16 protein-coding genes are annotated in these 16,753 nt (G+C 71.7%); 15 read left to right on the forward strand and 1 reads right to left on the reverse strand.

Annotated elements, in window-relative coordinates:
• Nucleotides 1–75: 75 nt before the first annotated feature.
• The 14 genes from IE178_RS16115 to IE178_RS16170 all read left to right on the forward strand — a co-directional run bounded on the left by IE178_RS16115 (nt 76) and on the right by IE178_RS16170 (nt 13,167).
• Complete coding sequence (locus IE178_RS16115) at nt 76–1,380, forward strand: GAF domain-containing protein (RefSeq protein WP_184761452.1); 1,305 nt, start codon at nt 76–78, stop codon at nt 1,378–1,380.
• A 201-nt stretch (nt 1,381–1,581) separates the two neighbouring features.
• A complete protein-coding gene (locus tag IE178_RS16120) occupies nt 1,582–2,868 on the forward strand; it encodes a hypothetical protein (protein ID WP_193512773.1) in 1,287 nt (428 codons plus the stop codon).
• A 110-nt stretch (nt 2,869–2,978) separates the two neighbouring features.
• Complete coding sequence (locus IE178_RS16125; RefSeq protein ID WP_193512774.1) at nt 2,979–3,551, forward strand: GNAT family N-acetyltransferase; 573 nt, start codon at nt 2,979–2,981, stop codon at nt 3,549–3,551.
• 127 nt (nt 3,552–3,678) lie between these two features.
• Nucleotides 3,679–3,762, forward strand: a complete 84-nt coding sequence (locus IE178_RS36000; RefSeq protein ID WP_310887545.1) for a putative leader peptide — start codon at nt 3,679–3,681, stop codon at nt 3,760–3,762.
• Nucleotides 3,763–3,940: 178 nt separating this feature from the next.
• Nucleotides 3,941–5,638 carry a nitrite/sulfite reductase gene (locus tag IE178_RS16130; protein WP_193512775.1) on the forward strand — a complete coding sequence of 566 codons (1,698 nt, stop codon included), beginning with the start codon at nt 3,941–3,943 and terminating at the stop codon, nt 5,636–5,638.
• Complete coding sequence (locus tag IE178_RS36005; RefSeq protein WP_229875584.1) at nt 5,635–5,814, forward strand: hypothetical protein; 180 nt, start codon at nt 5,635–5,637, stop codon at nt 5,812–5,814. Before IE178_RS16130 ends, IE178_RS36005 begins: the two co-directional genes overlap by 4 nt.
• Nucleotides 5,811–6,521 carry a phosphoadenylyl-sulfate reductase gene (locus IE178_RS16135; protein WP_193512776.1) on the forward strand — a complete coding sequence of 237 codons (711 nt, stop codon included), beginning with the start codon at nt 5,811–5,813 and terminating at the stop codon, nt 6,519–6,521. The genes IE178_RS36005 and IE178_RS16135 overlap by 4 nt, the downstream gene beginning before the upstream one ends.
• A 35-nt stretch (nt 6,522–6,556) precedes the next feature.
• On the forward strand, nt 6,557–7,093 hold the full coding sequence (gene cysC, locus IE178_RS16140) for an adenylyl-sulfate kinase (protein ID WP_184761457.1): 537 nt from the start codon (nt 6,557–6,559) through the stop codon (nt 7,091–7,093).
• A complete protein-coding gene (cysD, locus tag IE178_RS16145) occupies nt 7,090–8,028 on the forward strand; it encodes a sulfate adenylyltransferase subunit CysD (protein ID WP_184761458.1) in 939 nt (312 codons plus the stop codon). Before cysC ends, cysD begins: the two co-directional genes overlap by 4 nt.
• Nucleotides 8,029–8,030: 2 nt before the next feature.
• The gene (locus IE178_RS16150) at nt 8,031–9,365 is read left to right on the forward strand and encodes a sulfate adenylyltransferase subunit 1 (RefSeq protein WP_184761459.1); all 1,335 of its coding nucleotides are present in this window, start codon (nt 8,031–8,033) and stop codon (nt 9,363–9,365) included.
• Nucleotides 9,366–9,615: 250 nt separating this feature from the next.
• Nucleotides 9,616–10,719 (forward strand): aliphatic sulfonate ABC transporter substrate-binding protein, encoded by a 1,104-nt coding sequence (locus IE178_RS16155; RefSeq protein ID WP_193512777.1) that lies wholly within the window; start codon nt 9,616–9,618, stop codon nt 10,717–10,719.
• Nucleotides 10,720–10,755: 36 nt separating this feature from the next.
• On the forward strand, nt 10,756–11,544 hold the full coding sequence (locus tag IE178_RS16160) for an ABC transporter ATP-binding protein (RefSeq protein ID WP_184761461.1): 789 nt from the start codon (nt 10,756–10,758) through the stop codon (nt 11,542–11,544).
• Complete coding sequence (locus tag IE178_RS16165) at nt 11,531–12,421, forward strand: ABC transporter permease (protein WP_193512778.1); 891 nt, start codon at nt 11,531–11,533, stop codon at nt 12,419–12,421. The genes IE178_RS16160 and IE178_RS16165 overlap by 14 nt, the downstream gene beginning before the upstream one ends.
• Nucleotides 12,422–12,429: 8 nt before the next feature.
• Nucleotides 12,430–13,167 (forward strand): sirohydrochlorin chelatase, encoded by a 738-nt coding sequence (locus IE178_RS16170; protein ID WP_193512779.1) that lies wholly within the window; start codon nt 12,430–12,432, stop codon nt 13,165–13,167.
• Between the two features lie 430 nt (nt 13,168–13,597).
• On the opposite strand, the gene IE178_RS16175 is transcribed toward IE178_RS16170, so the two are convergent.
• Entirely contained in the window at nt 13,598–14,146 is a 549-nt protein-coding gene (locus tag IE178_RS16175; RefSeq protein WP_193512780.1) for a DUF1697 domain-containing protein, read from the reverse strand.
• A 294-nt stretch (nt 14,147–14,440) separates the two neighbouring features.
• Between IE178_RS16175 and IE178_RS16180 the strand changes: the two genes are divergently transcribed.
• On the forward strand, nt 14,441–16,690 hold the full coding sequence (locus tag IE178_RS16180; RefSeq protein WP_193512781.1) for an MMPL family transporter: 2,250 nt from the start codon (nt 14,441–14,443) through the stop codon (nt 16,688–16,690).
• Nucleotides 16,691–16,753: the final 63 nt, after the last annotated feature.

The raw sequence follows: 16,753 nt of genomic DNA on the forward strand, positions 1-16,753 counted from the left end.
GGGTGGCCGTACCGGCCGTCCTCGCCGGGGGCGGACGGCAGTATGAGGACGACAGCCTTTCTTCCGGGAGGACCGGTGGCACTCTCGCCGAGGGACGTGACGCAGCTGGCCGCCGTCGACACGACGCGTGCGGCCCGGGTGCTCAGCGAGGTCCGCTCCGCCGCGCTCTCCGGGCAGCGCGCGCCCGTGGCTCCCCGCCCGGTGATCGGGCAGTCCTGGGAGCGGATGCTGCGCAGCGGCGTCGACCCGGATCACGACTTCCGCAGTGGGCTGCTGTCCCGTGAGGAGGTGCAGCGGCGCCGGGAGTCCTCGACGCTGCGGCATGTGCTGCCGGTACTGCGGGAGGGGCTGTTGTCGGTCGCGGACGTCGCCCACCACATCATGGTGGTGGCCGACGAGGAGGGCCGGGTCCTGTGGCGGGAGGGCAGCACGCCGGTGCTGCGCAAGGCCGACGGCCTGGGTTTCGAGATCGGCGCGGACTGGCGTGAGGACGTCGTCGGCACCAACGGTGTGGGCACGCCGGCGGTGACGGGGCGTCCGGTGCAGGTCTTCGCCTCCGAGCATTTCGTGCGCTCGCACGCCACCTGGACGTGTGCCGGGGCACCGATCACGGACCCCCGGGACGGGCGGCTGATCGGTGTCGTGGACGTGAGCGGGCCGCTGGAGACGATGCATCCGGCCACGCTGGCCTGGGTCGACTCCGTGGCCAAGCTCGCCGAGGCACGGCTGCGGGAGATGCACGTGCGGTCGCTGGAGCGGCTGCGCGCGGTGGCGGCGCCGGTGCTGGCCCGGATCGACGGGCGTGCGCTGGTGGTGGACCGGCACGGGTGGACGGCGGCGGTGACGGGGATGCCGTACACGGAGCGTCTGGCGCTGCCCACGTCGGTGTCGGCGGGGATGCGGTGGCTGCCGGCGCTGGGGCGGTGCTCGCTGGAGCCGCTTGCCGGGGGCTGGCTGGTGCGGGCCGCGGACGAGCCCGTGGCGCGCGACGCGACCCGGATCGTGCTGGACCTCAGGGGGCCGCGCCGCCGGTCGGTGCGGGTGTCCGGCGGGGCGGGCTCGTGGACCCGGGAACTGAGCCCCCGGCACGCCGAGTTGCTGTACCTGCTGGCCGTCCACCGCGCCGGCCGCAGCGCCGCGGCCCTCGCCCGGGACGTCTTCGGCGACCCGGCCCGTACGGTGACGGTACGCGCGGAGATGTCCCGGATGCGGCGCTACTTGGGGACCCTCCTGGACCACCGCCCCTACCGCTTCGCGGAAACCGCCGAGGTGGAGATCCTCCTCCCGGACGACCCCCACCGCCTCTTCCCCCACTCGGCGTCCCCGGCAGTGGGCGGCCGGCCCGCGCCGGGGCAGGCGGGGCAGTCGGCCGGCGGGTGAGCGGGTGTTCCGTCAAGGCCGTCCGGGATCGCACAGGTGTGCCCGGGGGCCTGCTCCGGAGGTGGTTGGTGCACATGATTGCAGGGTCTTCACCTCCCGGGGCGGTCGGCTGCCGTAGCATCCGGGTACGGGCCACCCCATCTGCTCCACGGTCAACCCACGGATCACCGGACGCAGTTGGCCCGCCTCGGGAGGACGGCTATGAAGCATCGCGGCAGACACCGCCGGCGCAGGCGGGGCAGGGCGTTGCGGGCGGCGCTGGCCGGGACCGCCCTCGCGCTGACCGCGGCCGCCACCATGATCAGTGCCTCGCAGGCCACGAACGCCGCCGACCCCGGGGCGCTGAAGCCGCTGACCGCGTCCGCCGAGACCACACCGCTGCGACTGACCGAGCACGACGTCCCGCGCGACGCGCTGGACCGGCTCTCCGACGCGATGGGCCGGCCCGTGGGTGTCGGTGACGTGCTCGCCGACCCCGACGGCTCCCTGCGCGACGCGGAGGACTGTACGGCCGACGACCGGCGTCCCCTGCCGGTCGAGCCGGCCGCGACGCGGGCGTACTGCTGGCCGGGTGCCGACACCGACGGCTGGCGGCCCGGCGCGGTGACCACCTCCGGGGACGCGGACGACGACGGCCGCTGGGGCGAGCACCGGGTGATCCTCTCCGGCTGGAGTCAGGCGGGCACGACGGCCGAGGGCGGTCTCGCCCGTGTCGCCTTCGTCGACGCCGGTGACCCGGACCGCCTCGGCTACACCTGGGTCCTGCTGACCGTTCCGGTGGACGAGGGCCGCGGCTACCGCGGGCTCGGCTCCGCCGTGTCCGGAATGGTCTGGTACCAGGACAAGCTGCTGGTCACCGCCGGCCGGGGCGAGGCCGGGGCGCTGTACGTGTACGACGTGGACCGGGTCCAGCGGGCCACCGTGGACGGCCCGTCCGTCGGCCGGGTGCCCGGCGGCTGGTCGGCGGGCGGGGCGCGGTACGTCCTGCCGGCCGTCGCCTCCTACCGGGCGAACGGGGCCGGCGCGCCCCTGCCGGGCGGTATCTCCCTGGACCGCAGCACCGCACCCGACAGCCTGGTCGCGCACGAGGCGACGCCCGCGGACGGCGACGGACCGACCCGGCTGTGGCGGTACGACTTCAGCGCCGACCCGGCGCGTGCGGGTCTGCTGGACACCGACCCGGTCGCGCACGCGCACGCGGTCGCGGCGTACGAGACCGAGCTGACCGATGTGCGCGGTGTGCTGTCGTACCGGTCGGGCTGGTATCTGGGCCGGGTGACCGGGACGCCGGACGAGCGCGGCACACTGTGGCGGCAGGACACGGACGGGGCCCGTCCCACCCGCTGCGGGGCGGACGAGACGCACCGCTGCTGGAGCGGCCGGGCGACCTCCCTGTCCTACTGGCAGGAGACCGGGGAGCTCTGGTCCCAGTCCGGCCGCATGCTGTTCGCCCTGCCGCTGGCCTCGGTCGACCGGTCCCTCGACTAGGACCTGTCCCGGGGCCTGTCCTGGGACCTGCCCCGGGACAGGCCTGGGACCCGTCCGCGTCCTGATCAGGCGTTCGACAGATACTCGTGCCGGATGGTTCCCTTTCGGACATGACGACCATCCCCGTGACCACCTGGTCCCTGGAGCAGACCGCGCCCACCGACCTCCTTCCGGCCGCCGCGCCCGAGGGGGATGTGCGGATCGTCCGTTCCGAGGTGCCCTCGCCCGAGTTCAGCCGCTTCCTGTACGCCTCGGTCGGCGGGGACATCCGCTGGACCGACCGGCTGGGCTGGACGTACGCGCAGTGGCTGGCGCACCTGGACCGGCCCGGCGTGGAGACCTGGGTCGCCCTCGACCGCGGGACGCCCGCGGGGTACGTGGAGCTGGAGGCACAGGAGGGCGGCACGGTGGAGATCGTCTACTTCGGGCTGCTGCCCGGCTTCCGGGGGCGGCGCATCGGCGGTCACCTGCTGTCGTACGGGGCGGCGCGCGCCTGGGACCTGGCGGAGCGGTGGCCGGGGCTGAAGCCGACCACACGGGTGTGGCTGCACACCTGCAGCAAGGACGGCGAGCACGCCCTGGACAACTACCGGCGCCGGGGCTTCACCCTCTTCGACACCAAGGTCGAGGAAGAGGCCGAGGTGTCCACGCCGGGCCCGTGGCCGGGCGCCTACCCCGCCTGAACAGCGCGGACAAGACCGTCCGCACCGCTTGTGACCAAGGACACCCTCGTCTCTTACTTCGAGACAAGGGTGTCCGCATTTTGGACGAAGCTGGACTGTGTCCAGATCGCCGTGACACGCTTCCGTCATGCCTGGAACGGGAATCGCCTTGGTGAGTCGGCGGCACGTCGACCTCGGCCGCATGTCCAGCGCCATCTGTCCGGCGCGCTGAGAGCACCCGGCAGCGCCCGACAGCTCTTCCTCGCCTTCCTCGCCCCACTCCCCGCGCAATGACGCGCACGTCTGTACGCGCGCCCGTATGCGCAGGTCAGAGCCTTCCGCCCGCCGCCCCTCACCGACGGCACCACGCGCCGACACCATCCATCGCTGTCCCGAAGGACGTATCAACCATGGCCGCCACCCCGCAGAAGCCTGCCGCCGCGACTCCCCGCCGCAAGGTGAGCCGTCACCGCGGCGAGGGTCAGTGGGCAGCGGGTCACTTCACCCCGCTCAACGGCAACGAACAGTTCAAGAAGGACGACGACGGTCTCAATGTGCGGACACGCATTGAGACGATCTACTCCAAGCGCGGCTTCGACTCGATCGACCCCAACGACCTGCGCGGGCGGATGCGCTGGTGGGGCCTGTACACGCAGCGCAAGCCCGGGATCGACGGCGGCAAGACCGCGATCCTGGAGCCGGAGGAGCTGGACGACGAGTACTTCATGCTGCGGGTGCGCATCGACGGCGGCGCGCTGACCACGCGGCAGCTGCGGGTGATCGGCGAGATCTCGCAGGAGTTCGCGCGCGGCACCGCCGACATCACCGACCGGCAGAACGTCCAGTACCACTGGATCCGCATCGAGGACGTGCCCGCGATCTGGGACCGCCTGGAGGCCGTCGGCCTCTCCACGGTCACCGCCTGCGGCGACACCCCCCGCGTGATGATCGGCTCCCCCGTCGCCGGCATCGCCGAGGACGAGATCATCGACGGCACGCCGGCGCTGGAGGAGATCAAGCGGCGCGTCCTGGGCAACAAGGCGTACTCGAACCTCCCGCGCAAGTTCAAGACGGCCATCTCCGGCTCACCGGCGCTGGACGTGGTGCACGAGATCAACGACGTCGCGTTCGTCGGCGTCCGCCACCCCGAGCACGGGCCGGGCTTCGACCTGTGGGTCGGCGGCGGTCTGTCCACCAACCCCAAGCTGGGTGTGCGGCTGGGCACCTGGGTGCCGGAGGAGGACGTCCCGGACGTCTACGAGGGCGTCCTGTCGATCTTCCGCGACTACGGCTACCGCCGGCTGCGCAACCGTGCGCGCCTGAAGTTCCTGGTCGCCGACTGGGGCGCGGAGAAGTTCCGCCAGGTGCTGGAGGACGAGTACCTGGGACGCGGGCTGACCGACGGGCCGGCGCCCGAGCAGCCGGTGCAGCAGTGGCGCGACCACATCGGCGTGCACCGTCAGAAGGACGGCCGCCACTACGTCGGTTTCGCCCCGCGCGTCGGCCGTGTCGACGGCACCACCCTCACCAAGATCGCCGATCTCGCGGAGGCGCACGGCTCGGGCCGGGTCCGTACCACCGTCGAGCAGAAGATGATCATCCTCGACGTCGAGGAGGACCGGGTCGACTCCCTCGTCGAGTCCCTGGAGGCGCTGGACCTCAGCGCCAGGCCCTCCCCGTTCCGGCGCGGCACCATGGCCTGCACCGGCATCGAGTTCTGCAAGCTCGCCATCGTCGAGACCAAGGCGCGCGGCGCCTCGCTGATCGACGAACTCGAGCGCCGCATCCCGGACTTCGACGAGCCGCTCACCATCAACCTCAACGGCTGCCCGAACGCCTGCGCCCGTATCCAGGTGGCGGACATCGGTCTCAAGGGCCAGCTCATGCTCAACGACCGGGGCGAGCAGGTCGAGGGCTACCAGGTGCACCTCGGCGGCGCGCTCGGCCTGGAGGCGGGCTTCGGCCGCAAGGTGCGCGGTCTGAAGGTCACCGCCGACGAACTGCCCGACTACATCGAGCGGGTGCTCAAGCGCTTCCAGGCGGAGCGCGAGGACGGCGAGCGGTTCGCGGCCTGGGTCGGCCGTGCCGCCGAGGAGGCCCTGTCGTGAGCGAGCGCGCGGCACCCTTCTACTGCCCCTACTGCGGCGACGAGGACCTTCGTCCCGGGGAACAGGGCCACGGCGCCTGGGAATGCGGAGCCTGCAACCGAGCCTTTCAGCTGCAGTTCCGCGGGCTGCTCGCCCGGGGACTCGAGCGATCCGACACGGGAGGGGACCGGACATGACGGCCGTTCAGGAAGAGCGCGGCACCGACGACCTGAAGGAACTGGCCGAGCGGGCGGGCCGCGACCTGGAGGACGCCTCCGCGCTGGAGATCCTCCAGTGGGCCGCCGAGACCTTCGGCAAGCGCTTCTGCGTGACCTCCTCGATGGAGGACGCGGTGGTCGCCCACCTCGCGTCCCGCGCACTGCCCGGGGTCGACGTGGTGTTCCTCGACACCGGCTACCACTTCCCGGAGACCATCGGCACCCGGGACGCGGTGGAGGCCGTGATGGACGTCAACGTCATCACGCTGACCCCGCGCCGGACGGTCGCCGAGCAGGACGCGCAGTACGGGCCGAAGCTGCACGACCGCGACCCGGACCTGTGCTGCAAGCTGCGCAAGGTGCGGCCGCTGGAGGAGGGCCTCGAGAACTATCTGGCCTGGGCGACCGGCCTGCGCCGCGACGAGTCCCCGACCCGGGCGAACACCCCGGTCGTCGGCTGGGACGAGAAGCGGCAGAAGGTCAAGATCTCCCCCATCGCACGGTGGTCACAGGAAGACGTGGACGCGTACGTCGCCGAGCACGGCGTCCTCACCAATCCGCTGCTGATGGACGGTTACGCCTCCGTGGGCTGCGCGCCCTGCACCCGCCGGGTGCTGGAGGGCGAGGACGCCCGTGCCGGCCGCTGGGCGGGCCGCTCCAAGACCGAGTGCGGACTGCACGGCTGACCATGACCGCGCCTTCAACGAACCAGGAGACCGACGTGACGACCGGAGCCACCGTCTGGCTCACGGGTCTGCCGAGCGCCGGCAAGACCACCATCGCCCACGAGCTGGCCGGCCGGCTGCGCGAAGAGGGCCGACGCGTCGAGGTGCTCGACGGCGACGAGATCCGCGAGTTCCTCTCGGCGGGCCTCGGTTTCGGCCGCGAGGACCGGCACACCAACGTGCAGCGCATCGGCTTCGTCGCCGAACTGCTCGCCCGCAACGGCGTGACCGCGCTCGTCCCGGTGATCGCACCGTACGCGGACAGCCGGGAGGCGGTCCGCAAACGGCACGGGGCGAACGGCACACCGTACGTCGAGGTGCATGTGGCGACCCCGGTCGAGGTGTGCTCCGTACGCGATGTGAAGGGCCTGTACGCCAAGCAGGCGGCGGGCGAACTCACCGGACTCACCGGTGTGGACGACCCGTACGAGGAGCCCGAGACGCCCGATCTGCGGATCGAGTCCCAGAACCAGACCGTGCAGGAGTCCGCGGCGTCGGTGTACGCCCTGCTCAGCGAAAGGGGACTGGCATGACGACGACCGTCGCCACCGTCGAGGAGGGCACGGAGAACCCGTACGCCCTCTCCCACCTGGACGCCCTGGAGTCCGAGGCGGTGCACATCTTCCGCGAGGTGGCGGGCGAGTTCGAGAAGCCGGTGATCCTGTTCTCCGGCGGCAAGGACTCCATCCTCATGCTGCACCTGGCGCTGAAGGCGTTCACCCCGGCGCCGGTCCCGTTCTCGCTGCTGCACGTCGACACCGGGCACAACTTCCCCGAGGTCCTCGACTACCGGGACCGCACGGTCGCCCGGCACGGACTGCGGCTGCATGTCGCCTCCGTGCAGGACTACATCGACCGCGGGGTGCTGAAGGAGCGCCCGGACGGCACCCGCAACCCGCTGCAGACCGTCCCGCTCACCGAGAAGATCCAGAGCGAGAGGTTCGACGCCGTCTTCGGCGGCGGCCGACGCGACGAGGAGAAGGCCCGGGCCAAGGAGCGGGTGTTCTCGCTGCGCGACGAGTTCTCCCAGTGGGACCCGCGCCGCCAGCGCCCCGAGCTGTGGAACCTGTACAACGGGCGGCACGCCCCCGGTGAGCACGTCCGCGTCTTCCCGCTGTCCAACTGGACCGAGCTGGACGTGTGGCAGTACATCGCCCGCGAGAACATCGAACTGCCGGAGATCTACTACGCGCACGAGCGCGAGGTGTTCCGACGCGGCGACATGTGGCTGACCGCGGGTGAGTGGGGCGGCCCGAAGGACGGCGAGAGTGTCGAGAAGCGGCTGGTCCGGTACCGGACCGTGGGCGACATGTCCTGCACCGGCGCGGTGGACTCCGACGCCGACACCATCGAGAAGGTGATCACCGAGATCGCCGCCTCCCGGCTCACCGAGCGCGGTGCCACCCGCGCCGACGACAAGCTCTCCGAGGCCGCGATGGAAGACCGCAAGCGCGAGGGGTACTTCTAGACATGAGCACCATCACGACCGAGGAGCTCGCGGCCACCACGCTGCTGCGGTTCGCCACCGCCGGTTCCGTCGACGACGGCAAGTCCACGCTGGTGGGCCGGCTGCTGCACGACTCCAAGTCGGTCCTCACCGACCAGCTGGAGGCCGTGGAGCGGGCTTCGGCGAGCCGCGGCCAGGACGTCCCCGACCTCGCGCTGCTCACCGACGGGCTGCGGGCCGAGCGGGAGCAGGGCATCACCATCGACGTGGCCTACCGCTACTTCGCCACGCCGCGCCGCCGGTTCATCCTCGCCGACACCCCCGGCCACGTGCAGTACACGCGGAACATGGTCACCGGTGCCTCGACGGCCGAGCTGACCGTGATCCTGGTCGACGCCCGCAACGGTGTGGTCGAACAGACCCGCCGGCACGCCGCCATCGCCGCCCTGCTGCGCGTTCCGCACGCCGTCCTCGCCGTCAACAAGATGGACCTGGTCGACTACCGGGAGCCGGTGTTCGCGGCGATCGCCGAGGAGTTCACGGCGTACGCCACCGAGCTGGGCGTTCCCGAGGTCACCGCGATCCCGATCTCGGCGCTGGTCGGCGACAACGTGGTGGAGCCGTCCGCGCACATGGACTGGTACGGCGGCCCCACCGTGCTGGAGCACCTGGAGACCGTCCCGGTCGCGCACGACCTGGCGCACTGCCACGCCCGGCTGCCCGTGCAGTACGTGATCCGGCCGCAGAGCGCCGAGCACCCGGACTACCGGGGCTACGCCGGACAGATCGCCGCGGGCACGTTCCGGGTGGGCGACGCGGTGACCGTGCTGCCGTCCGGCCGGACGACCACGATCACCGGGATCGACCTGCTGGGCAAGCCCGTGGACGTCGCCTGGACGCCGCAGTCGGTGACTCTGCTGCTGGCCGACGACATCGACATCTCGCGCGGCGACCTGCTCGTCCCCACCAAGGACGCGCCGGCCACCTCGCAGGACGTCGAGGCCACCGTGTGCCATGTCGCCGACCAGCCGCTGACCGTCGGTCACCGGGTGCTGCTCAAGCACGGCACCCGCACCGTCAAGGCGATCGTGAAGGACATCCCGTCCCGGCTGACGCTGGACGACCTGTCGCTGCACCCGCACCCGGAACGGCTCGTCGCCAACGACATCGGCCGGGTGAAGATCCGTACCGCCGAGCCGCTGCCGGCGGACTCCTACTCGGACTCGCGGCGCACCGGCTCGTTCATCCTCATCGACCCCAGCGACGGCACCACGCTCACCGCCGGCATGGTCGGTGAGTCCTTCGCCGCACCGGAGCCCGTCAAGAACGAGGCCGAGGACGACGGGTGGGACTTCTGAGGATGGACTCCCCCGCTTTCTCCTCCCTCTCCGCGAAGGAGGGCGGCCGCGTCGGCAGCGGCGCCCTCGGCCGGGTGTCCCCCCGAACGAAGACCCCGGCAGGACAGCGCGGGGCGCACCGATGTCCGCGATGACGTACGCGCACCGCCCGCGCGCCCTCACTCCCCGCCGCCGTAGGCGAAAACCCGCCGACTTCCCGGCCACGACCTGACGGACCGTGACCGCCGGGCCTCCGAGAGGAACACCTCCCGTGCCTGCCACATCAGCCCTGCGCCGCACCTTCGCGGTGATGGCCGCGCTGCCGCTGCTCACCCTGGCCGCCTGCGGTTACGGCTCCCAGGCGAAGGACGACGACACCGCGAAGGCCGTCGCCGGGGCGGAGAAGGTCGACGGTCTCGACTCCGTCAGGATCGGCTACTTCGGCAACCTCACCCATGGCACCGCGCTGGTGGGCAACCAGAAGGGCTTCTTCCAGAAGGAGCTCGGCGGCACCGAGGCCAGGTACGCGGTGTTCAACGCGGGGCCGTCACAGATCGAGGCGCTCAACTCCGGTTCCCTCGACATCGGTTTCATCGGCCCGTCCCCCGCGGTCAACGGCTACACCAAGTCGGACGGCAAGAACCTGCGGATCGTCGGCGGTTCGGCGTCCGGCGGGGTGAAGCTCGTGGTGAACCCGGACAAGGTGACGTCCCTGAAGGACGTCAGGGGCAAGCGGATCGCGACCCCGCAGCTCGGCAACACGCAGGATGTCGCGTTCCTCAACTGGGTGGCCGAGCAGGGCTGGAAGGTCGACGCGCAGAGCGGCAAGGGCGATGTGACGGTCGTCCGCAGCGACAACAAGGTCACCCCGGACGCGTTCAGGTCCGGTTCGGTCGACGGTGCCTGGGTGCCGGAGCCGACCGCGTCGAAGCTGGTCGCGGAGGGGGGCAAGGTACTGCTGGACGAGGCGGCCCTGTGGCCGGACGGGAAGTTCGTGATCACGAACATCGTCGTGCGGCAGGAGTTCCTGAAGGAGCACCCGAAGGCCGTCGAGGCGGTGCTGAAGGCGTCGGCCGAAACCAACAAGTGGATCAACGCCCATCCGGACGAGGCGAAGGCCGCCGCCAACGCGCAGCTGGAGACCGACTCCGGCAAGGCGCTGCCGGACGACGTACTGGACCCGGCGTGGAAGTCGATCCGGTTCACCGACGACCCGCTGGCCGCGACCCTCGACGCGCAGGCGGAGCACGCCGTCGAGGCGGGCCTGCTGGAGCAGCCGGACCTGACCCGCATCTACGACCTGACGCTGCTCAACAAGGTCCTGAAGGCCGCGGGCGAGCCCGCTGTCGACGACGCCGGACTCGGCGCCGAGTAAGCCCGGATCACTACGAGTTCCCAGGAGGTGACGACCATGGCCACGACCCTCGCCAAGGCCGCCGACGGCACCGAGGCGGTCACGCAGGCCGCCCGGATCGAGCATGTCTCGAAGTCGTTCGCCGGCCCCGCCGGGCAACAGCTCGTGCTGGACGACATCACCCTCGATGTCGCGCCCGGTGAGTTCGTCACCCTGCTGGGTGCCTCGGGCTGCGGCAAATCCACACTGCTCAACCTGGTCGCGGGGCTCGACCGCCCCACGGCCGGCGCGATCAGCACGGACGGACGTCCGGCCCTGATGTTCCAGGAGCACGCCCTCTTCCCTTGGCTGACCGCGGGCAAGAACATCGAGCTCGCCCTGAAGCTCCGGGGCGTCGCGAAGAACGAGCGCCGCGGCCGCGCCGAGGAACTGCTGGAGCTGGTCCGGCTGAAGGGCGCGTACGGCAAGCGGGTGCACGAGCTGTCGGGCGGTATGCGGCAGCGGGTCGCGATGGCCCGGGCGCTCGCCCAGGAGAGCAAACTGCTGCTGATGGACGAGCCGTTCGCGGCCCTGGACGCCATCACGCGGGACGTACTGCACGACGAGCTGACCAGGATCTGGCGCGAGACGCGGCTGTCCGTCCTGTTCGTCACCCACAACGTGCGCGAGGCGGTCCGGCTGGCGCAGCGGGTGGTGCTGCTGTCCTCCCGCCCGGGCCGGATCGCCCGTGAGTGGACGGTCGGCATCCCGCATCCGCGCCGTATCGAGGACACCGCGGTGGCGGAACTGTCCGTCGAGATCACCGAAGAACTCCGTGGGGAGATCCGCCGTCATGGCCAGCACTGAGACGACCGCCAAGGACTCGGGCGACCTCGCCGGTCTGGAGGCGGGGCTCGACGCACTGGAGACGGTGCAGGCCGGACGCAAGCCGTTCCGGCAGACCTTCGTGGAGAAGATCTTCCCGCCCGTCGTCGCCGTCGCGCTGGTGCTGGCGGCGTGGCAGGCACTGGTCTCCTTCAAGATCGTCGACGATCCGACCAAGCTGCCCTCGCCGGGCGCGGTGTGGGAGGTCGTCCGCCAGGCGTGGCTCCAGGGCGAGCTGCTCGGCTACATCTGGACCAGCGTCTCGCGCGGTCTGCTCGGCTTCTTCTTCGCGCTGCTGATCGGCACCCCGCTGGGGCTGCTGGTGGCGCGGGTGAGGTTCGTCCGCGCGGCGATCGGCCCGATCCTGTCCGGCCTGCAGTCGCTGCCGTCGGTGGCGTGGGTGCCGCCGGCCGTGATCTGGCTGGGCCTGAACAACCAGATGATGTACGCGGTGATCCTGCTCGGCGCGGTCCCGTCGATCGCGAACGGCCTGGTCTCCGGCGTCGACCAGGTGCCCCCGCTGTTCCTGCGGGCCGGCCGCACGCTGGGCGCGACGGGACTCAAGGGCACCTGGCACATCGTGCTCCCGGCCGCGCTGCCCGGCTACGTGGCGGGTCTGAAGCAGGGCTGGGCGTTCTCCTGGCGTTCGCTGATGGCCGCCGAGATCATCGCGTCCTTCCCCGACCTCGGCGTGGGCCTCGGCCAGCTGCTGGAGAACGGCCGCAACGCCAGCGACATGGCCATGGTCTTCGAGGCGATCCTGCTGATCCTGACCGTCGGTATCGCCATCGACCTGCTGATCTTCAGTCCGCTGGAGCGGTGGGTGCTGCGCAGCCGCGGTCTGCTGGTGAAGGGCTGAGGCACACCATGCACCGTCCGGTTCTGCTCGTCATCGCCCACGGCAGCCGCGACCCGCGGCACGCCGCGACCGTGCACGCCCTGGTGCGGCGGGTGCGCTCGCTGCGGCCGGGGCTGCGCGTGGAGACCGGGTTCCTGGACTTCAACGTGCCTTCGGTCAAGGGGGTGCTGGAGTCCCTGGCGGCGGAGGGCGTCCGCGACGTGGTCGCCCTCCCGCTGCTGCTGACCCGTGCCTTCCACGCCAAGGCGGACATCCCCGCGGTGCTGGCGCAGGCTCCGCCGCGGCTGCGGATCCGGCAGGCCGAGGTGCTGGGTCCCTCCCCGCTGCTGCTGGCGGCGCTGGAGCACCGGCTGTACGAGGCGGGCCTGACGCCCGCCGACAAGTCCTCGACCGGGGTCGTGCTGGCCTCGGCGGGGTCCACCGACCCGGAGGCGATCGCAGTGATCGCAGACATCGCGCGGGAGTGGCGGCACACCGGTTGGTGCGCCGTGCGGCCTGCGTTCGCCTCCGCATCCCTGCCCCGCACCGAGCAGGCGGTACGCGAACTGCGCGCCCTCGGCTGCGAGCGCGTGGCCGTCGCGCCCTACGTCCTGGCGCCGGGCTTCCTCCCGGACCGCATCGCCCGGGGCGCGGCGGAGGCGGACGTCCTGGCGGATGTGCTGGGCCCGGCGCCGGAGGTGGCGCGGGTCCTGCTGGAGCGGTACGACGAGGCGCGGGCGCCGGTGCTCGCGGCGGTCGGAGCCTGATCGACGAGGCGCGGGCGCCGGTGCTCGCGGCGGTCGGAGCCTGATCGACGAGGCGCGGACGCCGGTGCTCGCGGCGGTCGGAGCCTGATCGACGAGGCGCGGACGCCGGTGCTCGCGGCGGTCGGAGCCTGATCGACGAGGCGCGGACGCCGGTGCTCGCGACGGTCGGAGCCTGATCAACGAGGCACGGGCGTCCGGGCACGGTCGTCCCGGCCCCGTTTCCTGGCCGCGCTTCCTGGCCCCGGTTCTCTCGTGCCCGCCTCCTCGGCCCCCTCGCCTCCTCTGCCCCGGTCGAAAGGACAGGCTGCCCGTCCCGGTCCGCTGCGGCTCGAAGAGGTGGGGGTGGGCGGCCGGGGCCCGGAAGCTGTCGAAGCGCTCGGCCGCCCGCGCACCCCGGGGGCGGCCAGGTCCCATCCCGGTGGCGCCCCGGTCAGTCGCCGGTGAGCTCCGCGAGTCTCACCACCGTGTTCCAGTTGCGGCTGGTGGCGATCAGACCCTTGTTGATGCGGGGTTTGGCCAGGTGCTCGGCGAGTTTGGAGCGGCCCAGGCCGGCCGGGGCGTACAGGTAGAGGGCGCGGTCGCCGAGTCGGAACTCCTCCGGCAGATACGCCTCCTGGTCGATCTCGGCGAAGCGCTCGGGGGCGACGGGCGCGGAGAAGTAGGTGACGTGGAGCTGTTTGGCCTCCAGGGTGGCGGCCGGGAACGGGCAGGCGTCGACGATCGCCCTGAGATAGGCGTGGTCGCGCACGATCACGTCCACGCCGAAGCCGAAGTGCCGCTCGAGCGCCGCCGCCAACTCGGCGGCCAGTGACTCCTCGTCGCCGTGTCCGGAGGTGAACGCCGCCTGGCCGCTCTGGAGATATGTGCGCACGCCCTCGTGACCGAGGCCCTCCAGGAGGGTGCGCAGTTCGGCCATCGGGACTTTTCTGCTGCCGCCCACGTTGATCCCGCGCAGCAGTGCCGCGTATCTCGTCACCATGCGGACACCATAGGACGGCCGTCGTGCCCCGTGGGGTGGGCACGACGGCCGTGTCCGCGGAACGCGGACCGGTTCCCGAGGGCGGTTCCGTGCCCCTGAGCGCGGCCCTGAAATCCCCCGGTAGGTGGAGGGGCACCTGTCCTACCCAGTGGGGAGGAGGCGGGCGCCGATCGGATGATTCCCGGCTCCGTGGCTTCACCGGACAGCAGGACGATCCGGACTTATCCGGCCCATACCGTCGAAAGCGATAGGTGGCGGCAGGGGTCGCTGCCGTACAAGGGAAGCGAGCCCGTCATGGGGAACGGAGAAGCGCGGGTGCGGGGCCTCGCCGCCCGGGCCGGCGGCTGGAGCGCCCGGCACCGCTGGGCGGCCGTCGGCGTCTGGGTGCTGTTCGTCGTGCTGGCGATGGGACTCGGTTCGGCCGCCGGCCGGGTCGACGTCGGCGACAGCGATCAGCTCAAGGGAGAGACCAGTACCGCCGCCCGCATCATCGAGGACGCCGGCATCGAGGAGCCGGCCGGTGAGACCGTGCTCGTCCAGGCCAGGGACGGCGGCCTCAAGGCCACGGACGCCGAGTTCCGGTCCGCGGTCACCGCGGTCGTCACGGCCGTGGAGGGGACCGGCGAGGTCACGGACGTCACCTCGCCGTACGAGAGCGACACCATCTCGAAGGACGGGCGCAGCGCGCTGGTCCAGTTCGACGTGCGCGGCGGCTCGGACACCGCCGGTGACCGGGTCGGGCCGGTGCTGAACGCCGTGGAGCGGGTCCAGAAGGACCATGAGTCGCTGCGGATCGAGGAGATCGGCGGCGCCAGCATGACGAAGACGTTCGACGACGCGTTCGGCGACGACTTCAAGAAGGCCGAGTACTCGGCGGTGCCGGTGGCCCTCGGCATTCTGCTGATCGCGTTCGGCGCGCTGGTGGCGGCACTGCTGCCGGTGGCGCTGGCGATCACCGCGATCATGGCGACGATGGGCCTGATGGGTCTCGTCAGCCACCTCCAGCCGATGAGCGAGACCGCGAACTCGGTGATGCTGCTGGTCGGCCTGGCCGTCGGTGTCGACTACTGCCTGTTCTACCTGCGCCGCGAGCGTGAGGAGCGGGCGGCCGGACGGGACGCGCGGACCGCGCTGCGGATCGCCGCCGCGACCAGCGGCCGGGCGATCGTCGTCTCCGGTGTCACGGTGTGCGTGGCCATGGCCGGCATGCTGTTCACCGGGCTCGCGGAGTTCGAGGCGATGGGCCTGGCCTCGCTGATGGTCGTGGCGGTCGCCATGGTCGGTTCCGTCACCGTCCTGCCCGCGCTCCTTTCACTGCTGGGCGAGCGGGTCGAGAAGGGCCGGCTGCCGTTCCTGCGCAGGCGGCGCTCCAGTGGCAGCGGCGACAGCCGGTTCTGGTCGGCCGTGGTGAAGCGCGTCCTCGCCAAGCCGGTGCTGTCCGTCCTGGTCGCGACCGGTGCGCTGCTCGCGGTGGCGGCTCCGGCGGTCGGGATGAAGACGCAGGACCTCACGCTGGACCAGGAGTTCGGCGACTCGCTGCCGATCGTGCAGACGTACAACCGGGTCAACGAGGCGTTCCCGGGCGGCTCCGAGCCGGCCGAGGTGGTCGTCAAGGCGGACGACATCAACGCGCCCGAGGTGAAGGCCGCGCTCGCCGCGTTCCGTGAGCGGGCGATCGCTTCGGGTGCCTCGCGCGGGCCGGTCGAGATCACGCTGCACGACCAGCGGAACGTCGCCTTCGTCCACGTCCCGCTGGTCGGCGGCTCCGACCAGGACAAGGCGGGCGTGAGCCTGGAGAAGCTGCGTGACGAGGTGCGTCCCGCCACGCTCGGCGAGGTGGACGGGGTCGAGGCCCCGGTCACCGGGCAGGTCGCCGGTTCGAAGGACTTCAACGACCAGGTGGTCGGCTCCGTCGTCCCGGTCTTCGCCTTCGTGGTGGCCTTCGCCTTCCTGGTGATGCTGCTGTCGTTCCGCTCGCTGACCGTCGCGATCACCTCGATCGTGCTGAACCTGCTGTCGGTGGGCGCCGCGTACGGCATCCTCGTGGCCGTCTTCCAGCACGGCTGGGGCGCGTCCCTGGTGGGCGCGGAGGGCGTCGGCGCGATCATCACCTGGCTCCCGCTGTTCCTGTTCGTGATCCTGTTCGGCCTGTCGACGGACTACCACGTGTTCGTGGTCTCCCGGATCCGCGAGGCCCGGCTGCGGGGCCGGACGACGCGGGACGCGATCCAGCACGGGGTGGTCACCACGGCCGGTGTGGTCACCAGCGCCGCGATCATCATGGTCGCCGTGTTCGGCATCTTCGGGACGCTGTCCATGCAGTCCATGAAGCAGATGGGCGTCGGCCTCGCGGCGGCGGTGCTCATCGACGCGACGATCATCCGGGGTGTGCTGCTGCCGGCGGTGATGACGCTGCTCGGCGAGCGCAACTGGTACCTGCCGAAGTGGCTGCGCCGGATGCCCGACCTGACCCACGACGAGTCGCCGGAGGCGGTGGCGCCGCCGAAGGCGCGGGACGACGAGGGTGAGCCGGTGCGGGTCTGATCCCGCAGGCACCGCGCGAAGGGGCCCGGCGGTGGTCTGCCGGGCCCCTTCGTCCTGGTCGCT

This window comes from Streptomyces griseoloalbus, assembly GCA_014650015.1.
In the GTDB taxonomy this organism is placed as follows: domain Bacteria; phylum Actinomycetota; class Actinomycetes; order Streptomycetales; family Streptomycetaceae; genus Streptomyces; species Streptomyces griseoloalbus.